Origin of the sequence: Pseudomonas jinjuensis (assembly GCF_900103845.1) — a bacterium.
GTDB lineage: Bacteria > Pseudomonadota > Gammaproteobacteria > Pseudomonadales > Pseudomonadaceae > Pseudomonas > Pseudomonas jinjuensis.
This window is the reverse complement of record NZ_FNIJ01000024.1, coordinates 50,865-70,176: the sequence shown is the minus strand read 5'-3', so window position 1 is coordinate 70,176 and position 19,312 is coordinate 50,865. Positions and strand designations below refer to the sequence as shown.

Sequence of the window (19,312 nt, the reverse complement as noted above, 5' to 3'; positions counted from 1 at the left end):
TCTGAAATGTCCTCGTAATAAATCAGGATTGCTCTAGGCAAACCCCGGAAACTCAGGCATATAATTTGCTTCTCCTCGCGGCGCCCGAGTTCCCATTCCGGCGTCCGCAGCCGTGGATATGGCGCTTCCCGCGCCAGCGAACAAGGTGCCTAGTTCCTGCCATGAAACCATCGCTCGTCCTCAAGATGGGTCAGCAGCTGACGATGACTCCGCAGCTGCAACAGGCCATCCGACTGCTCCAACTTTCCACCCTGGATCTGCAGCAGGAGATTCAGGAAGCGCTGGAATCCAACCCGATGCTCGAGCGCCAGGAGGACGGCGAGGACTTCGACAGCAGCGACCCCCTTGCCGACGGCGCCGAAAACAGCAACGCCGCCCCCCAGGACTCCAGCTTCCAGGAAACCACCACCCCGACCGTCGACAGCCTCGACGAGGAACAATGGGGCGAACGCATCCCCAACGAGCTGCCGGTGGACACCGCCTGGGAAGACATCTACCAGACCAGCGCCAGCAGCCTGCCCAGCAGCGACGATGACGAGTGGGACTTCACCTCCCGCACCTCGGCCGGCGAGAGCCTGCAGAGCCACCTGCAGTGGCAGCTGAACCTGACGCCGATGTCCGATACCGACCGGCTGATCGCCCTCAGCATCATCGACGGCATCAATGACGACGGCTACCTGGCGGAGTCCCTGGAGGACATCCTCTCTTCCATCGATCCGGAACTGGGCGTGGAGATGGACGAGGTCGAAGTCGTCCTGCGCCGCATCCAGCAGCTCGAACCCGCCGGCGTGGGCGCGCGCAACCTGCGCGAATGCCTGCTCCTGCAACTGCGCCAGATGCCCGCCGACACGCCGTTCCTGGCCGAGGCGCAGCGCCTGGTCGGCGACCACCTCGACCTGCTCGGCAGCCGCGACTACAGCCAGCTGATGCGGCGCATGCGGGTCAAGGAGGACGAACTGCGCGAGATCGTCGAGCTGATCCAGTCGCTGCACCCGCGGCCGGGCTCGCAGATCGAATCCGGCGAAGCGGAATACGTGGTTCCGGACGTCATCGTGCGCAAGCACAACGACCGCTGGCTGGTGGAGCTGAACCAGGAAGCGATGCCGCGCCTGCGCGTCAATCCGCAGTACGCCGGCCTGGTGCGCCGCGCCGACGCCAGCGCGGACAACACCTTCATGCGCAACCAGCTGCAGGAGGCGCGCTGGTTCATCAAGAGCCTGCAGAGCCGCAACGAGACGCTGATGAAGGTCGCCACGCAGATCGTCGAGCATCAGCGCGGCTTCCTCGACTACGGCGAGGAAGCCATGAAGCCGCTGGTGCTGCACGACATCGCCGAGGCGGTGGGCATGCACGAGTCGACCATTTCACGGGTCACCACGCAGAAATTCATGCATACGCCGCGCGGCATCTTCGAGCTGAAGTACTTCTTCTCCAGCCACGTCAGCACCTCCGAAGGCGGCGAATGCTCGTCCACCGCGATCCGCGCCATCATCAAGAAACTGGTTGCGGCAGAAAGTCCGAAAAAGCCATTGAGCGACAGCAAGATCGCTGGTTTACTGGAGGCACAGGGCATTCAGGTGGCACGTCGTACCGTCGCCAAGTATCGAGAATCCCTAGGGATTGCCCCCTCGAGCGAACGCAAGCGGCTGATATGACGTTGACCCACACCAAAGTGATCCGGCGGCAGGTTGATTAACCTGCCACTTTTACACGGGTAACAAGGAGAAAGCGGTATGCAAGTCAACATCAGTGGCCATCAACTGGATGTGACCGACGCCCTGCGCGACTATGTCGGCGAGAAACTCAGCCGTCTGGAGCGCCACTTCGACAAGATCACCAATGTTCAGGTCATCATGGAGGTCGAGAAGCTGAAGCAGAAGATCGAGGCCACCCTGCACATCGCAGGTGGCGAAGTTGTAGCCTGCGCCGAACATGAAGACATGTATGCAGCCATCGACCTGCTGACCGACAAGCTCGACCGTCAGCTCATCAAGCACAAGGAAAAGTTCCTCGAACGCCAGCAAGGTGTTGGAGTTCGCTAACCCCTCCCTATGATCCGACTTGAGCAGATCCTGACCCCCGGCCGTTCCCTCGTGAACGTGCCGGGCGGCAGCAAGAAGCGCGTCCTCGAACAAATCGCCAACCTGATCGCCCGGGAACTTCCGGGTTTCGACGCGCAAGACATATTCGAAAGCCTGGTGGCCCGTGAACGCCTGGGCTCCACCGGCTTCGGCAATGGCATCGCCATCCCCCACTGCCGCCTCAGCGGTTGCGAGGCGCCGATCAGCGCCATCCTGCACCTGGACGCCCCGGTCGACTTCGACGCGCTGGACGCCGCGCCGGTGGACCTGCTGTTCGTCCTGCTGGTGCCCGAGGCAGCCACCGAGGAACACCTGGAACTGCTGCGGCAGATCGCTTCCATGCTCGACCGCTCCGAGGTACGCGACCGCCTGCGCCGCGCGCGCAATGGCGAGGAGCTGTACCAGATCGTGGTGGACGTGCAGAACGGCCGGTAATCAGCCATGCGCCTGATCATCGTCAGCGGCCTTTCCGGCTCGGGCAAGAGCACGGCGCTCAATGTGCTGGAAGACAACGGCTTCTACTGCATCGACAACCTGCCGGCCAGCCTGCTGCCCGATCTCGCCCAGCGCGCGCTGCTGCATACCGAGCTGCTGCATCCGCAGGTCGCGGTATCCATCGACGCGCGCAACCTGCCGAGCCAGCTGCAGCGCTTCCCCGAGCTGCTCCAGGAAGCCCGCGACAAGCACATCCAGTGCGACGTGCTGTACCTGGACGCCGACGACGAGACGCTGCTCAAGCGCTTCTCCGAGACCCGCCGGCGCCACCCGCTGACCACCGATGCACGCTCCCTGGCCGAAGCCATCGCCGACGAGCGCAAGTTGCTCGCACCGATCGCCGATCTCGCCGACCTCAAGCTGAACACCACGCACCTGAATCTCTACCAGCTGCGCGACGTGCTCAAGCTGCGCCTGCTGAACAAGCCGGCGCTGGGCACCGCGTTCCTGGTCGAGTCCTTCGGTTTCAAGCGCGGCATGCCGATCGACGCCGACCTGGTCTTCGACGTGCGCTGCCTGCCCAATCCCTACTGGAAATCCGAGCTCCGCGAGCTGTCCGGACAGGACCGCGAAGTGCAGGAATACCTGGCCGCTCAGCCCGACGTCGAGGAGATGTACCAGGACATCCTCGCCTACCTGAACAAGTGGCTGCCACGCTTCGCCGCCAGCAACCGCGCCTACGTCACCATCGCCATCGGCTGCACCGGCGGTCATCATCGCTCGGTATACATAGCCGAACGCCTCGGCAAGGCACTCGTCGAAACCCTGCAGAACGTACAGATTCGCCACCGCGACCTGAGCTAGCGCAACACACAACAAAAGGACAGCCCCTCGCGATGCCCGCCCTCGAAATCACCATCATCAACAAGCTCGGTCTGCATGCACGTGCGGCCGCAAAGTTCGTCGGCGTGGCGGGGCGCTTTCCTTGTCAGATCCGTGTCGGGCGCAGCCCGGAAAGCTACGTCGACGGCAAGAGCATCATGTCGGTGATGATGCTCGCCGCCGGCAAGGGCACCAACCTGCACCTCAGTACGGAAGGCGAGCAGGACGAAGCCGCGCTGCAGGCGCTGGTCGAGCTGATCAACAACAAGTTCGACGAAGGCGAGTAACGCGCCCCCCCCTCCAGCGCCATCCCCACCAACATCAGCCCACGAGTCGCCGCGCCGGTTTCCCCATGGCGCGGCGACCCGGGCATGATCTCCCGCGCCACCACCAACAGCATCGCCCCCGTCGGGCGCAGGTACGCGGATCTGCGAGGTATCAGAGACCGCCGGCGGTGAGCTTCTCCGGGTCCAGCAGGGTTTCCAGGCGGGAGCGGTCGAGATCGATGTTCTCCAGCGCCACGTCGATGATCGGCCGGCCTTCGCGGTAGGCCTGCTTGGCAATCTCCGCGGCCTTCTGGTAGCCGATGATCGGGTTCAGCGCGGTCACCAGGATCGGGTTGCGCGACAGCGCCTCGCGCAGGCTGGCCTCGTTGACCCTGAAGCTGGCGATGGCCTTGTCCGCCAGCAGGCGGCTGACGTTGGCCAGCAGATGGATGCTCTGCAGCAGGTTGTCGGCGATCACCGGCAGCATGACGTTCAGCTCGAAGTTGCCGGACTGGCCCGCCACCGCGATGGTGGCATCGTTGCCGATCACTTGCGCGGCGACCATCGCCGTGGCCTCCGGAATCACCGGGTTGACCTTGCCGGGCATGATCGACGAGCCCGGCTGCAGCGCTTCCAGCTCGATCTCGGCGAGGCCGGCGAGCGGGCCGGAGTTCATCCAGCGCAGGTCGTTGGCGATCTTCATCAGCGCCACGGCCAGGGTCTTCAGTTGCCCGGAAGCGGCCACCGCGGTGTCCTGTGCGCCGATCAGGGCGAAGAAATCGTCGCCCGGGCGGAATTCCAGTCCGGTCAGCGCGTTCAGCTCCTGGCAGAAGCGCGCGGAGAACTGCGGGTGGGCGTTGACCCCTGTGCCCACCGCGGTGCCGCCCTGGGCCAGCTGCTGCAGTGCCGGCAGCACCGCTTCGAGATGGACGGAGGCCTGCCGCACCTGCTGTGCCCAGCCGCCGAGCACCTGGCTCAGGCGCACCGGCATGGCGTCCATCAGGTGGGTGCGGCCGGTCTTGATGTGCCGGTGCACCTCGCCGGCCTTGCGCTCGATGGTCTGCTGCAGGTGATTCAGGGCCGGCAGCAGGCGCCCCTGGATTTCCAGCGCGGCGCTGATGTGGATGGTCGAGGGAATGATGTCGTTGCTGCTCTGCCCGCAGTTGACCTGGTCGTTGGGATTGACCGGACGGCCCAGGCGGCGGCCGGCCAGGGTGGCGACCACCTCGTTGGCGTTCATGTTGGAGCTGGTGCCCGAGCCGGTCTGGAACACGTCCACCGGGAAGTGTTCGCTGCAGTCACCGGCCAGCAGTTCCTCGCAGGCGGCGACGATGGCGCTGCCGGTTTCCGCATCGAGCTGCTCCAGCGCGACGTTGGCGCGGGCGGCGGCGGCCTTGGCCAGCAGCAGGGCGCGGATGAACGGCAGCGGCATGCGCTGGCCGCTGACCGGGAAGTTGTTCACCGCCCGCTGGGTCTGCGCCCCGTACAGCGCCGCGGCGGGCACCGCCAGTTCACCCATGCTGTCGCGTTCGATACGGCTGTCAGTCATTCTCGATTCCTTCTTGCGGTTCGTGGTAACTCAGGGATGGCTGCATGTCCTGGTTCGCCAGGCGCATCGCCAGTTGGTGCAGGCGGCAGCGCTGCTCGCGGCTGCGGACCAGGCACTGCAGTTCGTGGAACGGCCGGTAGGCGTGGTTGAGGCACTGCACGCGCCAGTGCCAGGGCAGGGCGATGTCGTGGGCGGTATCGAGGAAGAGCTGGTAGCACTTCTCGAACAGCAGCCAGGCCGGCACGCGCTCCCAGGCGATCAGGTAGCGCGTTTCGTTGAGGAACAGGTCCAGCAGGCGCGGTTCGTCGGGCTGCAGGGCGCAGCGGATGCGGGTGCTCATCCAGTACCAGCGGCCGAGCACCGGGCTTTCGAGTTGCGCAAACATGACAATCCCTCAAGAGATAATGAGATTGATTATTGTTTGCGAAAAAGAAAAAGACAAGCCGCTCGGGAAGAGCGGCTTGCCGGGACGGGTAAGGAAGTGCGGAATCGCGGGAATCAGTTCCCGCCGACCATCATGCGCTCCACCAGCACCGAACCGGTGTGCAGGTTGCCGCGGGTCTCGATGTCGTTGCCGATCGCCACGATGCCCTTGAACAGGTCGCGCAGGTTCGCCGCGATGGTGACTTCCTGCACCGGGAACTGGATTTCACCGTTCTCCACCCAGTAGCCGCCGGCGCCGCGCGAGTAGTCGCCGGTCACCAGGTTCACGCCCTGCCCCATCAGTTCGGTCACCAGCAGGCCACGGCCCATCTGGCGGATCAGGGCAGCCTGGTCGGATTCGCCATGGGTGACGAACAGGTTGTGCACGCCGCCGGCGTTGGCGGTGCTCGGCAGGCCCAGCTTGCGGCCGGAATAGGTGCCCAGCACGTAGGACACCAGCTTGCCGTTCTCGACGAAAGGCTTGGCGTAGGTCGCCAGGCCGTCGTTGTCGAACGCCGCGCTGCCCAGCGCGCCGCGCAGCAGCGGGCGCTCGTCGAGGGTCAGCCATTCCGGGAACAGGCGCTGGCCAAGGGTGCCTTCGAGGAAGGACGACTTGCGGTAGAGGTTGCCGCCGGAAATCGCCGCGAGGAAATGCCCGAACAGGCCGACGGCGATCTCCGGCGCGAACAGCACCGGCACCTCGGTCGTCGGCACCGGCCGCGCGCCCAGCCGGCGCGCCGCCCGCAGCGCCGCATGGCGGCCGATGGATTCGGGACTGTCGAGCAGCTCGCCGCGACGATTGACGTCGTACCAATAGTCGCGCTGCATCTGCCCTTCGCCCTCGGCGATCATCACGCAGCTCAGGCTGTGCCGGGTGCTGGCGTAGCCGCCGACGAAGCCGTGGCTGTTGCCGTAGACGCGGCAGCCCTGGTGGGTGTTCAGGGTGGTGCCGTCGGCCTTGGTCACCCGCGGATCGGTGGCGAACGCCGCCGCCTCGCAGGCCAGCGCGCGTTCCACCGCCTGGTCCGGGGTCAGCGACCAGGCGTGGTAGAGGTCCAGGTCGGCAATCTCGCGGGCCATCAGCGCCTTGTCCGCCAGCCCGGCGCAATCGTCTTCGGAAGCGTGGCGGGCGATGGCCAGGGCGGCGGCGACCGTCTCGCGGATCGCCTCCTCGCCGGTGGCCGAGGTGCTCGCCGAGCCCTTGCGCTGGCCGAGGTACAGGGTGATGCCGAAACCCTGGTCGCGGTTGAACTCGACGGTTTCCACCTCGCCCTGGCGCACGCTGGTGGACAGCCCCTGCTCCACCGACACCGCCACCTCGCAGGCGCTGGCACCCTGGCGGTTGGCCTCGGCAATGATCCGCTCGACCTGCTCGCGCAGCTCCGGGAGGACGTCCGGCCCTACGGCCGTGGCATGTTCGTTCATCGCACCACTCTCCTGTTCAAGCGCCGCTGGCGGGGCGTGCGCGCCCTGCGCCGATCCGGCCGGGCCGGACAAGCGGCCCTCGACTCGTTATCATGGCGGCATTTTCTTCTGGACCACCGCCATGGCTGAATTTCAAGACGACGATTCGCTCTTCGAAGAGAAGAGCAAGTCGCAGATCAAACGCGAGCTGCACGCCCTGCAGGACCTCGGTCAACGCCTGACCACGCTCAAGCCCGATGTACTGGACCGCCTGCCGCTTACCGACATGCTGCGCAAGGCATTGGCCGACGCGCCCAAGCACAAGGCCAACGTGGCCAAGAAACGCCACGTGCAATACATCGGCAAGCTGATGCGCGACCAGGACATCGAGGCCATCATCGCGCTGATCGACCAGCTGGACAGCTCGACCCGCGAGTACAACGAACGCTTCCACGCCCTCGAGCGCTGGCGCGATCGCCTGGTCAGCGGCGGCGACGAGGCCCTGGCGAGCTTCTTCGCCGAATATCCGGACAGCGACCGCCAGCACCTGCTGCAACTGATCCGCCACGCCCAGCACGAGGCTGCCCACAACAAGCCGCCGGCCGCCGCGCGGAAGATCTTCAAGTACATCCGCGAACTGGACGAGCTGAAACGCGGCCTGCGTTAAAGGCAGCCGCAAGCGACAAGCTACAGGCTGCAAGCGGATAACCGGCCGCGCCAACCTGTGGCCTATCGCCTGAAGCCTGGAGCTGCCTCACGCGCCAGTCCCGCCGACGGTGATCGCGTCGATCTTCAGGGTCGGCTGGCCGACGCCCACCGGCACCGACTGCCCATCCTTGCCACAGGTGCCGACGCCGCTGTCCAGCGCCAGGTCGTTGCCGACCATCGACACCCTGCTCATCACTTCCGGACCGTTGCCGATCAGGGTCGCGCCCTTCACCGGACGGGTGATTTTGCCGTTCTCGATCAGGTAGGCCTCGCTGGTGGCGAAGACGAACTTGCCGCTGGTGATGTCCACCTGCCCGCCGCCGAGGTTGGCGCAATAGATACCCTTGTCCACCGAGGCGATGATTTCCGCCGGATCGCTCTGTCCGGCCAGCATGTAGGTATTGGTCATGCGCGGCATCGGCAGGTGCGCGTAGGACTCGCGGCGGCCGTTGCCGGTGCGGGCCACGCCCATCAGGCGGGCGTTCAGCTTGTCCTGCATGTAGCCCTTGAGCACGCCGTTCTCGATCAGCACGTTGCACTGGGTCGGCGTGCCTTCGTCGTCCACCGACAGCGAGCCGCGGCGACCGGCCAGGGTGCCGTCGTCGACGATGGTGCACAGGCTGGAGGCGACCTTCTCGCCCATCCGCCCGCTGTAGGCGGAACTGCCCTTGCGGTTGAAATCGCCTTCCAGGCCATGGCCGACCGCCTCGTGCAGCAGCACGCCGGACCAGCCGGCGCCCATCACCACCGGCAGGCTGCCGGCCGGCGCCGGGACCGCTTCCAGGTTGACCAGCGCCTGGCGCAACGCCTCGCGGGCGTAGCTCATGGCCCTGTCCTCCTGAAGGAAATAACGGTAGTCGGTGCGCCCGCCGCCGCCGTGCCCGCCGCGCTCGCGACGGCCGTTCTGCTCGACGATCACGCCAACGTTGAAACGCACCAGCGGGCGGATGTCCGCCGCCAGCGAGCCGTCGGCCGCGGCCACCAGCACCTGCTCCCAGACGCCGGACAGGCTCACGGTGACCTGCTGGATGCGCGGGTCGAGGGCGCGGGTGGCGGCGTCGATCTGCTTCAGCAGCTCGACCTTCTCCGCCCGGCTCAGCACGTCGAGCGGGTTGTCGCCCTGGTACAGGCGCTGCGGCGCCACCGCCTTGAAGGCCTGCACGCGGCCGTTCTGCCCGGCGCGGGAGATCGAGCGCGCGGCCTGCGCGGCCTGGCTCAGGGCCTCGCGGGTGATGGCGTTGCTGTAGGCGAAGCCGGTCTTCTCGCCGGACTGCGCGCGCACGCCGACACCCTGGTCCATGTGGAAGCTGCCTTCCTTGACGATGCCGTCCTCGAGCATCCACGACTCGGACACCTGGCTCTGGAAGTACAGGTCCGCGGCATCGATGCCCGGGCCGCTCAGCTCATGCAGCAGCGGCGGCAATTGCTCGATATCCAGCCCGCCGGGGACCAGCAGGTGCTCGCTGACGGAAGACAACAACTCGCTCATATTCACTCCGTACGCGCCGGGCGTGGTTCCGCCGGCGGAAAGAATCTTCTGTGTGCCGCCACCGGCATGCGTTGCCGGATGGCCGCCTGTTCCTCGGCGTCGCGCCGCGCCAGCAGCACGGCCTCGCCCTTGTCCTGTTCGGCGAGGACCGATCCCCAGGGATCGACGATCGCCGAGTGTCCGTAGGTTTCGCGGCCGCGGGGATGGCTGCCGCCCTGCCCCGCCGCCAGCATGTAGCACTGGGTCTCGATGGCCCGCGCGCGGACCAGCACCTGCCAGTGCGCCGCGCCGGTGACCGCGGTGAAGGCCGATGGCGCGCTGATCAACTCCGCCCCGGCCTCGCGCAGCGCGGTGTACAGTTCGGGGAAGCGCAGGTCGTAGCACACCGTCAGGCCGACGCGGCCGAGCGGGGTGTCGGCCACCACCACGCGCTGGCCGAAGGCGTAGTCGTCGGACTCGCGATAACGGCCGCGGCCATCCGCCACGTCGACGTCGAACAGGTGCAGCTTGTCGTAGCGGGCGGCCACTTCGCCGCACTCGTCGACCAGCAGGGAACAGGCGTTGGCCTTGGCCTCCGGCTGGCCTTCCGGCGGCAGCGGAATGGTGCCCGCCACTATCCACAAGTTGAGGTCGCGGGCGGTGTCTTTCAACCAGGGCAGGATCGGCCCGTCGCCCTGCGCCTCTGCGCGGCCCAGCTCGGCGAGGTCGCGGCGGCCCATGGCGGCGAAGTTCTCCGGCAGGACGGCGAGCCGCGCGCCGTCGGCGGCGGCCTGTTGCAGCAGTCGGCGCGCGGCGGCGAGATTGGCCAGGACATCATCCTGGCTGACCATCTGGATCACGGCGATCGACATGAAGGGCTCCGGCAGCGTTTCCGCTCCATGCTAACCGATGCACGGCCGGTCTGCTCAGCGAGGTTTCTCGAAGGGTTTCTCGAAGGCGATCCTCGGGTTCTGCCAGGGACCGCGCACGCTGTACTGCACGCTGGCGAAGCGCGCCACGCGGTCGCCGAGCAGCTTGTCGACGACGAACAGCGCGCCGCCCACCGCCGGCGCGCCGACGATCAGCGCGGCCAGCGGCAGGTTGTTGGTCACCGGCAGGGTCACCAGCAGCTTGGCGTCGATCTGGTCGTGGGCCAGGTCGAGGGTGCCGTTGAGCTCCAGGTCGCTGGACGGCCCCTCCACCTTCAGTGGCCGGCGGGTGACGTAGACCCCGTCGGTGGCCGCCAGCACACCTTCCACCCGGTCATAGCTGAGGCCCTTGCCCAGCAGGTCGGAGAAGTCCAGGCGCAGGCGGCGGTTGATGGCGTTGAAGTTGAGCAGGCCGAACACCCGCAGCGCCTGGGCGCCGCCCTCCACCTCGACGAACTGGCCCTTGCGCAGGCTGGCGTCGAGGGTGCCGCCGAAGCGGCGCAGGCTGATGTGCGCCGGCGAGCCGGGCCAGTAGCCATCCACGTCCAGGCGGAAGCGTTCGCTGGTGACGCTCGGGGCGAAATTCCAGGCCGCCAGCACATCCTCCAGCGCCTTGCCCTCCAGGCGGCCCTTGTAGAAGCTGCGGCTCGCGCCGGCCTGCCCTTCCCAGCGCATGGCGCCGCCGACGTGCAATCCGCGCAGGTCCAGGTCGAGGTTGTCGAAACTCGCGCCGGCGGGCGTCGGCCGCACGCGGAAGTTCCAGGCGCCGACCGGCTTGCCGCCCAGCAGTATCTGCCGGATGCTCACGTCCATCGCCGGCAGGCTGTGCGGGTCGACGTTCTGCAGCGGATCGGGCACCTGCGACGGGTCCTGCGCCTCGATGGCCTCGCTCTTCGGCAGGCTCAGGCGGTCCAGGCGCACCTGCAGCGGCTGGCTGCGCAGGTCGGGAATCACCACCTGGCCGCTGGCCAGGGCGCTGACCAGGCCGAGCTGCCAACTGCTGCCGACGCGCCGCAGGTCCAGCGTGAGGTTTTCCAGGATCTGGCCGAAGCCGCTGAAACGGTCGATCCGCAGATCGGCGCTGCGCAGCAGGCCGCTCGCCCCCTGCACGTCGCCGCCGGCGTACTTCTTCAGCACGGCCTGCCAGGCCTCCGCATCCACCTGGGCCACCCGGCCGCGCACCTGCAGCCCCGAGCCCCCCGGCAGGACCGCAGTACCGCCGCCCAGCTGCAGGCTGCCGCGCCCGGCCAGCGGGCGGTCCGCCGGAGCGGCATAGGCGAGGCTGGCGAGGTTGGCATAGGTCGCCCAGTAGCGCCGTTCGTCGCCGTCCAGGGTCATGCGCCAGTTCGCCTGGCGGCTTTCGTCGGAGGCCTTGCCGAACGGCGCCGGCAGGTCGATGGCCACGCCCTGCAGGTTCGAGCCGACCTGCAGCTGGCTGTCCCGGCCGGCCAGCAGCAGGTCCAGCTGGTAGGGAACCCGTCCCTGCACCGGCACGGCCTTGCTCACGCCGCCCCACTCCAGCAGCGTCGGCACCGGCACCTGGCCGGAAGCCAGCACCCGCGTGCGCGGATTGCCCTTGCTGCCCTCGGCGCGAATGCTGCCGCTGAGCCGCGTGCCGCGCCATTGGGCGCTGACGTTGCGCGCGCTGAGGCCGCTGTCGGTGTCGTAGCGGAAGGCGCCGGCGAGCCGGGTCAGCTCCAGCTCCGGTTTGGGAATCTGCAGCCGCGCGCCATCGGCGGCGAAGTCGACTATCACCCGCGACTGCCCTACCTGGCCCTTGGCCAGCGGGATGTCCAGCTGCAGCTCGCCTTTCAGCGCGCCCTCGCCCTGCCAGCCGGCGAAGGTCTGGTTCCTGCCGATCGGCGAATCCTGGAGAATCTTCAGGCCATCCCCGACGCTGCTGTCGATCCCGCCCTTGACGTGGAGATGGCTGACCTCGCCCGGTTCCACATGGGGAATGTCCACCGTCACGTCGCGCACCCGGCTCTGCAGGATGTTGCCGCCGGAGGCCTCGACCCGCACGCCGCTGTCCTCGACCCACACCTCGCCATCGGCCTGGCTGAGCGCCGGCCAGCCCGGCTGGTAGTCCAGCTCGGCGTCGTGCACGCGGAAATACAGGCTCATGGCGTGGGCCTCGGGCGGCGCATCGTGGTGCAGGTCGCCCTGCCACTGGAAATAGCCCTGCTCGATGCGCCCGCCCTTGATCGCCGTATGCAGCCACTCGGTCAGGTTCTTGTTCATCGACGGCAGGGCGCTGGGCAGGTACTTGTCGGTGAAGCGCGCATCGCCGTCGCTGAGGCCGACCCGCAGGTCCATGTAGTCTTCCCGCGACGGATCGCGCATCAGGCGGATCAGCATGTCGCCGGCCAGCCGTCCCTCGTCGCCCTCGACCCGCATCAGGTGGCTGCCGAGGGTCAGGGCCTGCTCGTCCAGCGTCCAGAACAGCCGCGCGTGGGCGCTGCGATAGCGCCAGGGCTCGGGGAACAGCCGCGGCAGGTGCAGCAAAAGGTCCTGCGCCGACGCATCCAGCCGGCCGCCGCCGAGGTTGCCGCTGAAGGTGCCGCCGACGTTCTCCACCGCCGGCACCTCGTGGAAGGCGCTGACGCCGACCCGCTCCAGGTTGGCCGCATAGGCGACCCGGCCGGCGCCCTGGCGCCGCGGCCAGAAGTCCAGGTTGACGTTGTGCAGCACGCCGTGCGGCTGCAGCCCCTGCAGCCAGGTCACCGCCGCATCCGGCAGCGGCGCCAGCGCCTGCACGGTGGCGGCCAGCGGCGCCAGGTCGAGGCGGTCGGCGCGCAGTTGCCAGCGCTCCTCGCCCTGGCTCTGGTGCAGCAGTTCCATTTCCACTTCGCCCCAGCGGGTATCGCCGAGGTTGGCGGCGAGGTCCGCCACGCGCAGGCGCAGGTCGTCGCCATCGCGCTGGAAGAACAGGCTCACGCCGAGATCGCCCACCGTCACCGGCTCGCGCTCGTCGTAGCTGGCCACCAGCCGCGGCGCGTGCAGGCGGGCCGCGCCGGTGCGGGGCTGGCCATCCTCGACATTCAGCCAGACTTCGCCGCCGGCCTTCAGCTCGGCCAGGCGCCAGCCGCGGGTCAGGCTGGGCGGCAGCCATTTCGACCAGTCGCTCTGCGGCAGGCTGAGATAGGCGCGCAGGGCGCTGCGCCGCCAGTCGTCGTGGTTCAACCGACCATCGATGCGCAGCGCCAGCGGCTGGCCGTCCGGCAGGTTCATCCGCCCGTCCAGGCGCTGGCGTCCGCCGGCGCCGTTGCGCAGGGTCAGGCCCAGGTGGTTGAGCACCAGCGGCTCGCCGTCGTGGGGCAGCAGGACGATCTGGCTGCCGGTCAGCGACAGGCGCGCGGGCAGCGCGAGCGCTTCCAGCAGCTTCCCCGGATCGCCGCCGGCACGCCGCGCCGGCAGGCCTTCCGCCTGCCATTGGCCATCCGCGTCCTCGCGCAGCGCCAGGTGCAGTCCGTCCAGTTCCAGCCGGTCGATGCGCAACTGGCGGGTCAGCAGGCTGTCGAGCACATGCGGCGTCAGCCGCGCCTGTTCCAGGCGCACCGTCTCGTCGCCCTCGCCGAGCTGGATGTCGCGCGCCACCACCACCGGCGCGAAACCGCGCCAGTGCCCTTCCAGCGTGCCGATCCGCACCGGCAGGCCGGTCCGCTCGCTGGCTTCGCGGGCCACTTCCTCGCGGTATTCGCCGACCAGCGGCGCCAGCTCGCGCCCGAGGCTGACGTACAGCGCGAGCAGCACCAGCCCCAGCGCGCACAGCGCCAGCAGCAGGCGCAGCGCCGAGGCCAGCAGGCGGGCGAAGCGTTCCATCTCAGCGGAACGCCTTAGAGCAGGACCACGTCATATTGCTCCTGGGAATACATCGGCTCGACCTGGAACTTGATGGTGCGGCCGATGAAGGTCTCGAGATCGGCGACGTTGCCGGATTCCTCGTCCAGCAGGCGGTCGACCACCTTCTGGTTGGCCAGCACCAGGTAGGAATCCGCCTGGTAGGCCCGCGCCTCGCGGAGGATCTCGCGGAAGATCTCGTAGCAGATGGTCTCGGCGGTCTTCAGGTTGCCGCGTCCCTGGCAGCACGGGCAGGGCTCGCAGAGCACCTGCACCAGGCTTTCGCGGGTGCGCTTGCGGGTCATCTGCACCAGGCCGAGTTCGGTGATGCCGATGATGTTGGTCTTGGCGTGGTCGCGTTCGAGCTGCTTCTCCAGGGTGCGCAGCACCTGACGGCGGTGATCCTCGTCCTCCATGTCGATGAAGTCGATGATGATGATCCCGCCGAGGTTGCGCAGGCGCAGCTGGCGGGCGATCGCCGTGGCGGCCTCGAGGTTGGTCTTGAAGATGGTCTCTTCGAGGTTGCGGTGGCCGACGAAGGCGCCGGTGTTGACGTCGATGGTGGTCATCGCCTCGGTCGGGTCGATGATCAGGTAGCCGCCGGACTTCAGCAGCACCTTGCGCTCCAGCGCCTTCTGCACCTCGTCCTCGACGCCATAGAGATCGAAGATCGGCCGCTCGCCCGGGTAGTGCTCCAGGCGATCGGCGATCTCCGGCATCAGTTCTTCGACGAACTGCGTGATCTTCTGGAAGTTTTCCCGGGAATCGACGCGAATCTTCTCGATTCGCGGGTTGACCAGGTCGCGCAGGGTGCGCAGCGCCAGGGACAGGTCCTCGTAGATCAGGGTCGGCGCGCCGACCGTCTGGATCTGCGCGGCGATCTGGTCCCACAGGCGGCGCAGGTAGCGGATGTCGGCGAGGATCTCGTCCTCGCCCGCGCCCTCGGCGGCGGTCCGCAGAATGAAGCCGCCCTGCTCGACGATGCCCTCGGCCTCGACGCAGGTGGCGACCACGCGCTTGAGGCGCTCGCGCTCGACTTCGTCCTCGATCTTCAGGGAAATGCCGACATGGCTGGTGCGCGGCATGTACACGAGGTAGCGCGACGGGATGGACAGCTGGGTGGTCAGCCGCGCGCCCTTGGTGCCGATCGGGTCCTTGGTGACCTGCACCACCAGGCTCTGGCCCTCGTGCACCAGCGCGCTGATGCTCTCCACCGCGCTGCCTTCGCGGGTGGAAATCTCCGCCGCGTGGATGAAGGCGGCGCGCTCCAGGCCGATGTCGACGAAGGCCGCCTGCATCCCGGGCAGCACCCGCACCACCTTGCCCTTGTAGATATTCCCGACGATGCCGCGCCGTTGCGTGCGCTCGACGTGGACTTCCTGCAGGACGCCGTTCTCCACCACCGCCACGCGCGATTCCATCGGCGTGATATTGATCAGGATCTCTTCGCTCATGCGCCCTCTTCCTTGTACTTGTATTGCGCCCGGCAAGCGGCGCTACTGCCTATCCGCTCCGTTCAGGACTGCCATCCGTTCAGGACTGCCTGTCCGCTCAAGACTGCCAGCAAGGAATCGAGAAGTCAGCCAGCAACTCCGCGGTTTCGCACAGCGGCAGGCCGACGACCGCGCTGTAGCTCCCTTCCACGCGACTGACGAAGATCGCCGCCAGTCCCTGGATAGCATATCCGCCGGCCTTGTCCTGTGGCTCGCCGGTCGCCCAGTAGGCTTCAGCCTCGGCGTCGGAAATCGCCCGGAACTGCACCCGGCTGCTCACCACCCGCGCTTCGCAGCGCTGGCGGTCGGCCAGCGCCACCGCGGTCAGCACCTGGTGCTCGCGGCCGGACAGTTGGCGCAGCATGGCCAGCGCGTCGTCGCGGTCGAGCGGCTTGCCGAGGATGCGCCCGTCCAGCACCACCGCGGTATCGGCGCCGAGCACGCAGACGTCGGCGCGCTGGGCGAGCATGTTCAGGCCGGCCTGGGCCTTGTTCCGCGCCAGGCGTTCGACATAGGCCTCGGGGGATTCGGCGGGAAGCGGAGTTTCGTCGATATTGGCGGGAACGCCGTGGAACGGCACGGCGATCTGCGCCAGAAGCTCTCGGCGACGCGGCGAACTGGAGGCCAGGTAAAGCTGCGGCATCTCGACTCCCAAGTCGGATAAGGTTTGACCGGCGCCCGGCGGGAATCAGTTGACGTTCAGACGCAGGCGCAGGCTTTTCAGGAGGGCGTGGACCCACGGCCAGAGCAGCGCGCTGACCAGCGCCGGCAGCAGGAACACCAGGGTCGGCGGGCGATTGCCGGTCAGCGTGTTGAGCCACAGCTGGACCAGCTGCGCCAGGCCGAAGACCACCAGCAGCACCAGACATTGCTGCCACACCGGGTACATGCGCAGGCGCTGCTGCAGGGACAGCACGAGGAACACGATGAAACTGAGGACCAGCGCGTTCTGCCCGAGCAGGCTGCCGTACAGCACGTCCTCGCCCAGTCCCAGGATCCAGGCGCTGACCATGCCGACCTTGTGCGGCAGGTAGAGCACCCAGTAGGTCAGCACCATCGCCAGCCACAGCGGCCGGCCGATCTCCATGAAGTTCCACAGCGGCGCGACGGACAGCAGCAGCGCCAGCAGCAGGCTGAGCCAGATCACCCAGCCGTTTCGCGAACCCTGGGAAGCCATCAGTGGCGATTCCTTTCGGCAGACTGCGCGGGAGCGGCCGGTTGCGCCTGCGCCGTGGGGGCGTGCGCGCTGGCCGGCGCGGCGGGCGTGGCCGGCTGCGGAGCGGCGGCGCCTGGCTGTTGCGCGGGTTGGACGGGGGCCGGCGGGGTGGCGGACTCGGCGGCCTTGCGGTCGGCCTCGACCTGCGCCTCGGCGGCTTCGGTGGCGCGCTGCTCCGGCGTGCGGCGATCGCTGAACACCAGCAGCACGTAGCGGCTGCGGTTCATCTTGGCGGTCGGCACGGCGCGGACGACGGCGAACGGCTGGCCGGTGTCGTGCAGCACTTCCTTGACCACCGCCACTGGATAGCCGGCCGGGAAGCGCTGGCCGAGGCCGGAGCTGACCAGCAGGTCGCCTTCCTTGATATCGGCGGTATCGGCGACGAAACGCAGCTCCAGGCGCTCCGGATTGCCGGTGCCGACGGCGATGGCGCGCAGGCCGTTGCGGTTGACCTGCACCGGAATGCTGTGGGTGGTGTCGGTGAGCAGCAGGACCCGCGCGGTATAGGGCATGACCTCGACCACCTGGCCCATCAGGCCGCTGGCGTCGAGCACCGGCTGGCCCTGGAACACGCCATCCTGCTCGCCCTTGTCGATCAGGATGCGCTGGGTGAAGGGGTTGGGGTCGACGCCGATCAGTTCGCTGACCAGCACCTTGTCGTCCACCAGCGCGGCGGAGTTGAGCAACTCGCGCAGGCGCACGTTCTGTTCGGTGAGGGTCGCCAGCTTCTGCAGGCGGCGATGCATCAGCAGGGATTCGGCCTTCAGGCGCTCGTTCTCGGCGAGCAGCTCGCTGCGGCTGGTGAACTGCTCGCGCACGCCTTCCCAGGCACGCACCGGCAGGTCGGCGAGCCAGTAGAAGGGGGTCAGCACCAGCCCCATCTGGCTGCGCACGGGCTTGAGGTAGTCGAAGCGCGCGTCGACCACCATCAGGCTCACCGACAGCACGGCGAGCGCCACCAGGCGCACACCCAGCGAGGGCCCTTTGGAAAATAGCGGTTTGATGGCCCGCTCCCGGCTAAGCGAAGGCACTCTCCACCGTTATTCGGTGGAGAGCAGGTCCATGGAATGGCGGTCCATCATTTCCAGCGCACGGCCACCGCCACGCGCCACGCAGGTCAGCGGGTCTTCGGCGACGATCACCGGCAGGCCGGTTTCCTGGGCCAGCAGCTTGTCCAGGTCGCGCAGCAGCGCGCCGCCGCCGGTCAGCACCAGGCCGCGCTCGGCGATGTCGGAAGCCAGTTCCGGCGGGGACTGCTCCAGCGCGCTCTTCACCGCCTGGACGATGGTCGCCAGGGATTCCTGCAGCGCTTCGAGCACTTCATTGGAGTTCAGGGTGAAGCTGCGCGGCACGCCTTCGGCCAGGTTGCGGCCACGCACGTCGACTTCGCGGACTTCGCTGCCCGGGTAGGCGGCGCCGATTTCCTGCTTGATGCGCTCGGCGGTGGATTCGCCGATCAGGCTGCCGTAGTTGCGGCGCACGTAGGTGACGATGGCTTCGTCGAAGCGGTCGCCGCCGACACGTACGGATTCGGCGTAGACCACGCCGTTGAGGGAGATCAGGGCGATCTCGGTGGTGCCGCCGCCGATGTCGACGACCATCGAGCCGCGGGCTTCTTCCACCGGCAGGCCGGCGCCGATCGCGGCGGCCATCGGTTCCTCGATCAGGTACACCTCGCGGGCGCCGGCGCCCAGGGCGGATTCGCGGATGGCGCGGCGTTCCACCTGGGTGGACTTGCACGGAACGCAGATCAGCACGCGCGGGCTGGGCTGCAGGAAGCTGTTTTCGTGAACCTTGTTGATGAAGTACTGCAGCATCTTCTCGCAGACGCTGAAGTCGGCGATCACGCCGTCCTTCATCGGGCGGATGGCGGCGATGTTGCCGGGAGTACGGCCGAGCATGCGCTTGGCGTCGGTACCGACGGCCACCACGCTTTTCTGGCTGCCATGGCTGCGGATGGCGACTACCGAAGGTTCATTCAGGACGATGCCGCGCTCGCGCACATAAATAAGGGTATTGGCCGTGCCCAGGTCGATCGACAGATCACTGGAAAACATGCCACGCAGTTTTTTGAACATGGTGAAAGGAACCCTGGATGAAGCGTGGGTGAAGAATGCGCGGGTAAAAAAGTGCGGCAAACTCTAACAATGACGGGGATTTTGGGCAAGGCGGCATTGTGTTAAATTCGTCCGTTTCCCGGGTCTGCAAGGCCCGTCCCAGCGGCTTCAGACCGCCTGCTGCGGGAACCGTTCCCCGCCCGTTTCGTCCGGCCATGCGACCATCCGACGCTGGCCGCTCTAGCTGGAGACTTCCGATGGCGCTTGAACGCTCCGACGTGGAGAAAATCGCCCATCTTGCCCGCCTCGGGCTGGATGAAGCCGACCTTCCACGCACCACTGAAACCCTCAACGACATCCTCGGCCTGATCGACCGCATGCAGGCCGTCGACACCACCGGGATAGAGCCCTTGGCGCACCCGCTGGAAGCCACCCAGCGCCTGCGCGCCGACCGGGTCACCGAGGAAAACCGCCGAGACGACTACCAGGCCATCGCACCGGCCGTGGAAGAGGGGCTGTACCTGGTCCCGAAAGTCATCGAGTAACAGGAAGGACACGGAC

The 19,312-nt window shown here is 67.5% G+C and carries 18 protein-coding genes; 7 read left to right on the top strand and 11 right to left on the bottom strand.

Annotation, left to right across the window (positions count from 1 at the left end):
• The first annotated feature begins 161 nt into the window (after positions 1-161).
• From BLR75_RS25125 to BLR75_RS25105, 5 genes are all read left to right on the top strand, one after another.
• Complete coding sequence (locus BLR75_RS25125) at positions 162-1,655, top strand: RNA polymerase factor sigma-54 (RefSeq protein WP_084315023.1); 1,494 nt, start codon at positions 162-164, stop codon at positions 1,653-1,655.
• Positions 1,656-1,733: 78 nt separating this feature from the next.
• A complete protein-coding gene (gene hpf / locus BLR75_RS25120; protein WP_084315022.1) occupies positions 1,734-2,042 on the top strand; it encodes a ribosome hibernation-promoting factor, HPF/YfiA family in 309 nt (102 codons plus the stop codon).
• A gap of 9 nt (positions 2,043-2,051) precedes the next feature.
• The gene (ptsN, locus tag BLR75_RS25115; protein ID WP_084315021.1) at positions 2,052-2,516 is read left to right on the top strand and encodes a PTS IIA-like nitrogen regulatory protein PtsN; all 465 of its coding nucleotides are present in this window, start codon (positions 2,052-2,054) and stop codon (positions 2,514-2,516) included.
• A 6-nt stretch (positions 2,517-2,522) separates the two neighbouring features.
• A complete protein-coding gene (gene rapZ / locus BLR75_RS25110) occupies positions 2,523-3,380 on the top strand; it encodes an RNase adapter RapZ (protein WP_084315020.1) in 858 nt (285 codons plus the stop codon).
• 32 nt (positions 3,381-3,412) lie between these two features.
• Positions 3,413-3,685, top strand: a complete 273-nt coding sequence (locus BLR75_RS25105) for an HPr family phosphocarrier protein (RefSeq protein WP_084315019.1) — start codon at positions 3,413-3,415, stop codon at positions 3,683-3,685.
• A gap of 151 nt (positions 3,686-3,836) precedes the next feature.
• Here the strand turns inward: BLR75_RS25105 and fumC are convergent, their stop codons facing one another.
• From fumC to pmbA, 3 genes are all read right to left on the bottom strand, one after another.
• Positions 3,837-5,213, bottom strand: coding sequence for a class II fumarate hydratase FumC (gene fumC, locus BLR75_RS25100; RefSeq protein ID WP_084315018.1), 1,377 nt, complete (start codon positions 5,211-5,213; stop codon positions 3,837-3,839).
• The gene (locus BLR75_RS25095; RefSeq protein ID WP_084315017.1) at positions 5,206-5,598 is read right to left on the bottom strand and encodes a FagA protein; all 393 of its coding nucleotides are present in this window, start codon (positions 5,596-5,598) and stop codon (positions 5,206-5,208) included. Before BLR75_RS25095 ends, fumC begins: the two co-directional genes overlap by 8 nt.
• A gap of 113 nt (positions 5,599-5,711) precedes the next feature.
• Entirely contained in the window at positions 5,712-7,061 is a 1,350-nt protein-coding gene (gene pmbA / locus BLR75_RS25090; RefSeq protein ID WP_084315016.1) for a metalloprotease PmbA, read from the bottom strand.
• Positions 7,062-7,182: 121 nt separating this feature from the next.
• Here pmbA and yjgA point away from each other — a divergent pair, with 121 nt between their 5' ends.
• Positions 7,183-7,707 (top strand): ribosome biogenesis factor YjgA, encoded by a 525-nt coding sequence (yjgA, locus tag BLR75_RS25085; RefSeq protein ID WP_084315015.1) that lies wholly within the window; start codon positions 7,183-7,185, stop codon positions 7,705-7,707.
• Between the two features lie 87 nt (positions 7,708-7,794).
• Here the strand turns inward: yjgA and tldD are convergent, their stop codons facing one another.
• From tldD to mreB, 8 genes are all read right to left on the bottom strand, one after another.
• Positions 7,795-9,237 carry a metalloprotease TldD gene (gene tldD / locus BLR75_RS25080; protein ID WP_084315014.1) on the bottom strand — a complete coding sequence of 481 codons (1,443 nt, stop codon included), beginning with the start codon at positions 9,235-9,237 and terminating at the stop codon, positions 7,795-7,797.
• A 2-nt stretch (positions 9,238-9,239) separates the two neighbouring features.
• Positions 9,240-10,088, bottom strand: a complete 849-nt coding sequence (locus BLR75_RS25075; protein ID WP_084315013.1) for a carbon-nitrogen hydrolase family protein — start codon at positions 10,086-10,088, stop codon at positions 9,240-9,242.
• A 54-nt stretch (positions 10,089-10,142) separates the two neighbouring features.
• On the bottom strand, positions 10,143-13,967 hold the full coding sequence (locus tag BLR75_RS25070; RefSeq protein WP_084315012.1) for a YhdP family protein: 3,825 nt from the start codon (positions 13,965-13,967) through the stop codon (positions 10,143-10,145).
• Between the two features lie 14 nt (positions 13,968-13,981).
• Entirely contained in the window at positions 13,982-15,439 is a 1,458-nt protein-coding gene (rng, locus tag BLR75_RS25065; RefSeq protein WP_084315011.1) for a ribonuclease G, read from the bottom strand.
• 97 nt (positions 15,440-15,536) lie between these two features.
• Positions 15,537-16,121, bottom strand: a complete 585-nt coding sequence (locus tag BLR75_RS25060) for a Maf family protein (protein WP_084315010.1) — start codon at positions 16,119-16,121, stop codon at positions 15,537-15,539.
• 45 nt (positions 16,122-16,166) lie between these two features.
• Positions 16,167-16,655: a rod shape-determining protein MreD gene (gene mreD, locus BLR75_RS25055; protein WP_084315009.1), complete on the bottom strand. Its 489-nt coding sequence runs from the start codon at positions 16,653-16,655 to the stop codon at positions 16,167-16,169.
• On the bottom strand, positions 16,655-17,698 hold the full coding sequence (mreC, locus tag BLR75_RS25050; RefSeq protein ID WP_090416170.1) for a rod shape-determining protein MreC: 1,044 nt from the start codon (positions 17,696-17,698) through the stop codon (positions 16,655-16,657). Before mreC ends, mreD begins: the two co-directional genes overlap by 1 nt.
• 36 nt (positions 17,699-17,734) lie before the next feature.
• Entirely contained in the window at positions 17,735-18,772 is a 1,038-nt protein-coding gene (gene mreB, locus BLR75_RS25045; protein WP_084315007.1) for a rod shape-determining protein MreB, read from the bottom strand.
• Between the two features lie 236 nt (positions 18,773-19,008).
• On the opposite strand from mreB, the gene gatC reads away from it, so the two are divergent.
• A complete protein-coding gene (gene gatC / locus BLR75_RS25040) occupies positions 19,009-19,296 on the top strand; it encodes an Asp-tRNA(Asn)/Glu-tRNA(Gln) amidotransferase subunit GatC (RefSeq protein WP_084315006.1) in 288 nt (95 codons plus the stop codon).
• Positions 19,297-19,312 lie beyond the last annotated feature (16 nt).

Coding starts and splice junctions, on each gene's coding strand:
- BLR75_RS25125 (WP_084315023.1), top strand. CDS start 162: ATGAAACCATCGCTCGTCCTCAAGATGGGTCAGCAGCTGACGATGACT.
- hpf (WP_084315022.1), top strand. CDS start 1,734: ATGCAAGTCAACATCAGTGGCCATCAACTGGATGTGACCGACGCCCTG.
- ptsN (WP_084315021.1), top strand. CDS start 2,052: ATGATCCGACTTGAGCAGATCCTGACCCCCGGCCGTTCCCTCGTGAAC.
- rapZ (WP_084315020.1), top strand. CDS start 2,523: ATGCGCCTGATCATCGTCAGCGGCCTTTCCGGCTCGGGCAAGAGCACG.
- BLR75_RS25105 (WP_084315019.1), top strand. CDS start 3,413: ATGCCCGCCCTCGAAATCACCATCATCAACAAGCTCGGTCTGCATGCA.
- fumC (WP_084315018.1), bottom strand. CDS start 5,213: ATGACTGACAGCCGTATCGAACGCGACAGCATGGGTGAACTGGCGGTG.
- BLR75_RS25095 (WP_084315017.1), bottom strand. CDS start 5,598: ATGTTTGCGCAACTCGAAAGCCCGGTGCTCGGCCGCTGGTACTGGATG.
- pmbA (WP_084315016.1), bottom strand. CDS start 7,061: ATGAACGAACATGCCACGGCCGTAGGGCCGGACGTCCTCCCGGAGCTG.
- yjgA (WP_084315015.1), top strand. CDS start 7,183: ATGGCTGAATTTCAAGACGACGATTCGCTCTTCGAAGAGAAGAGCAAG.
- tldD (WP_084315014.1), bottom strand. CDS start 9,237: ATGAGCGAGTTGTTGTCTTCCGTCAGCGAGCACCTGCTGGTCCCCGGC.
- BLR75_RS25075 (WP_084315013.1), bottom strand. CDS start 10,088: ATGTCGATCGCCGTGATCCAGATGGTCAGCCAGGATGATGTCCTGGCC.
- BLR75_RS25070 (WP_084315012.1), bottom strand. CDS start 13,967: ATGGAACGCTTCGCCCGCCTGCTGGCCTCGGCGCTGCGCCTGCTGCTG.
- rng (WP_084315011.1), bottom strand. CDS start 15,439: ATGAGCGAAGAGATCCTGATCAATATCACGCCGATGGAATCGCGCGTG.
- BLR75_RS25060 (WP_084315010.1), bottom strand. CDS start 16,121: ATGCCGCAGCTTTACCTGGCCTCCAGTTCGCCGCGTCGCCGAGAGCTT.
- mreD (WP_084315009.1), bottom strand. CDS start 16,655: ATGGCTTCCCAGGGTTCGCGAAACGGCTGGGTGATCTGGCTCAGCCTG.
- mreB (WP_084315007.1), bottom strand. CDS start 18,772: ATGTTCAAAAAACTGCGTGGCATGTTTTCCAGTGATCTGTCGATCGAC.
- gatC (WP_084315006.1), top strand. CDS start 19,009: ATGGCGCTTGAACGCTCCGACGTGGAGAAAATCGCCCATCTTGCCCGC.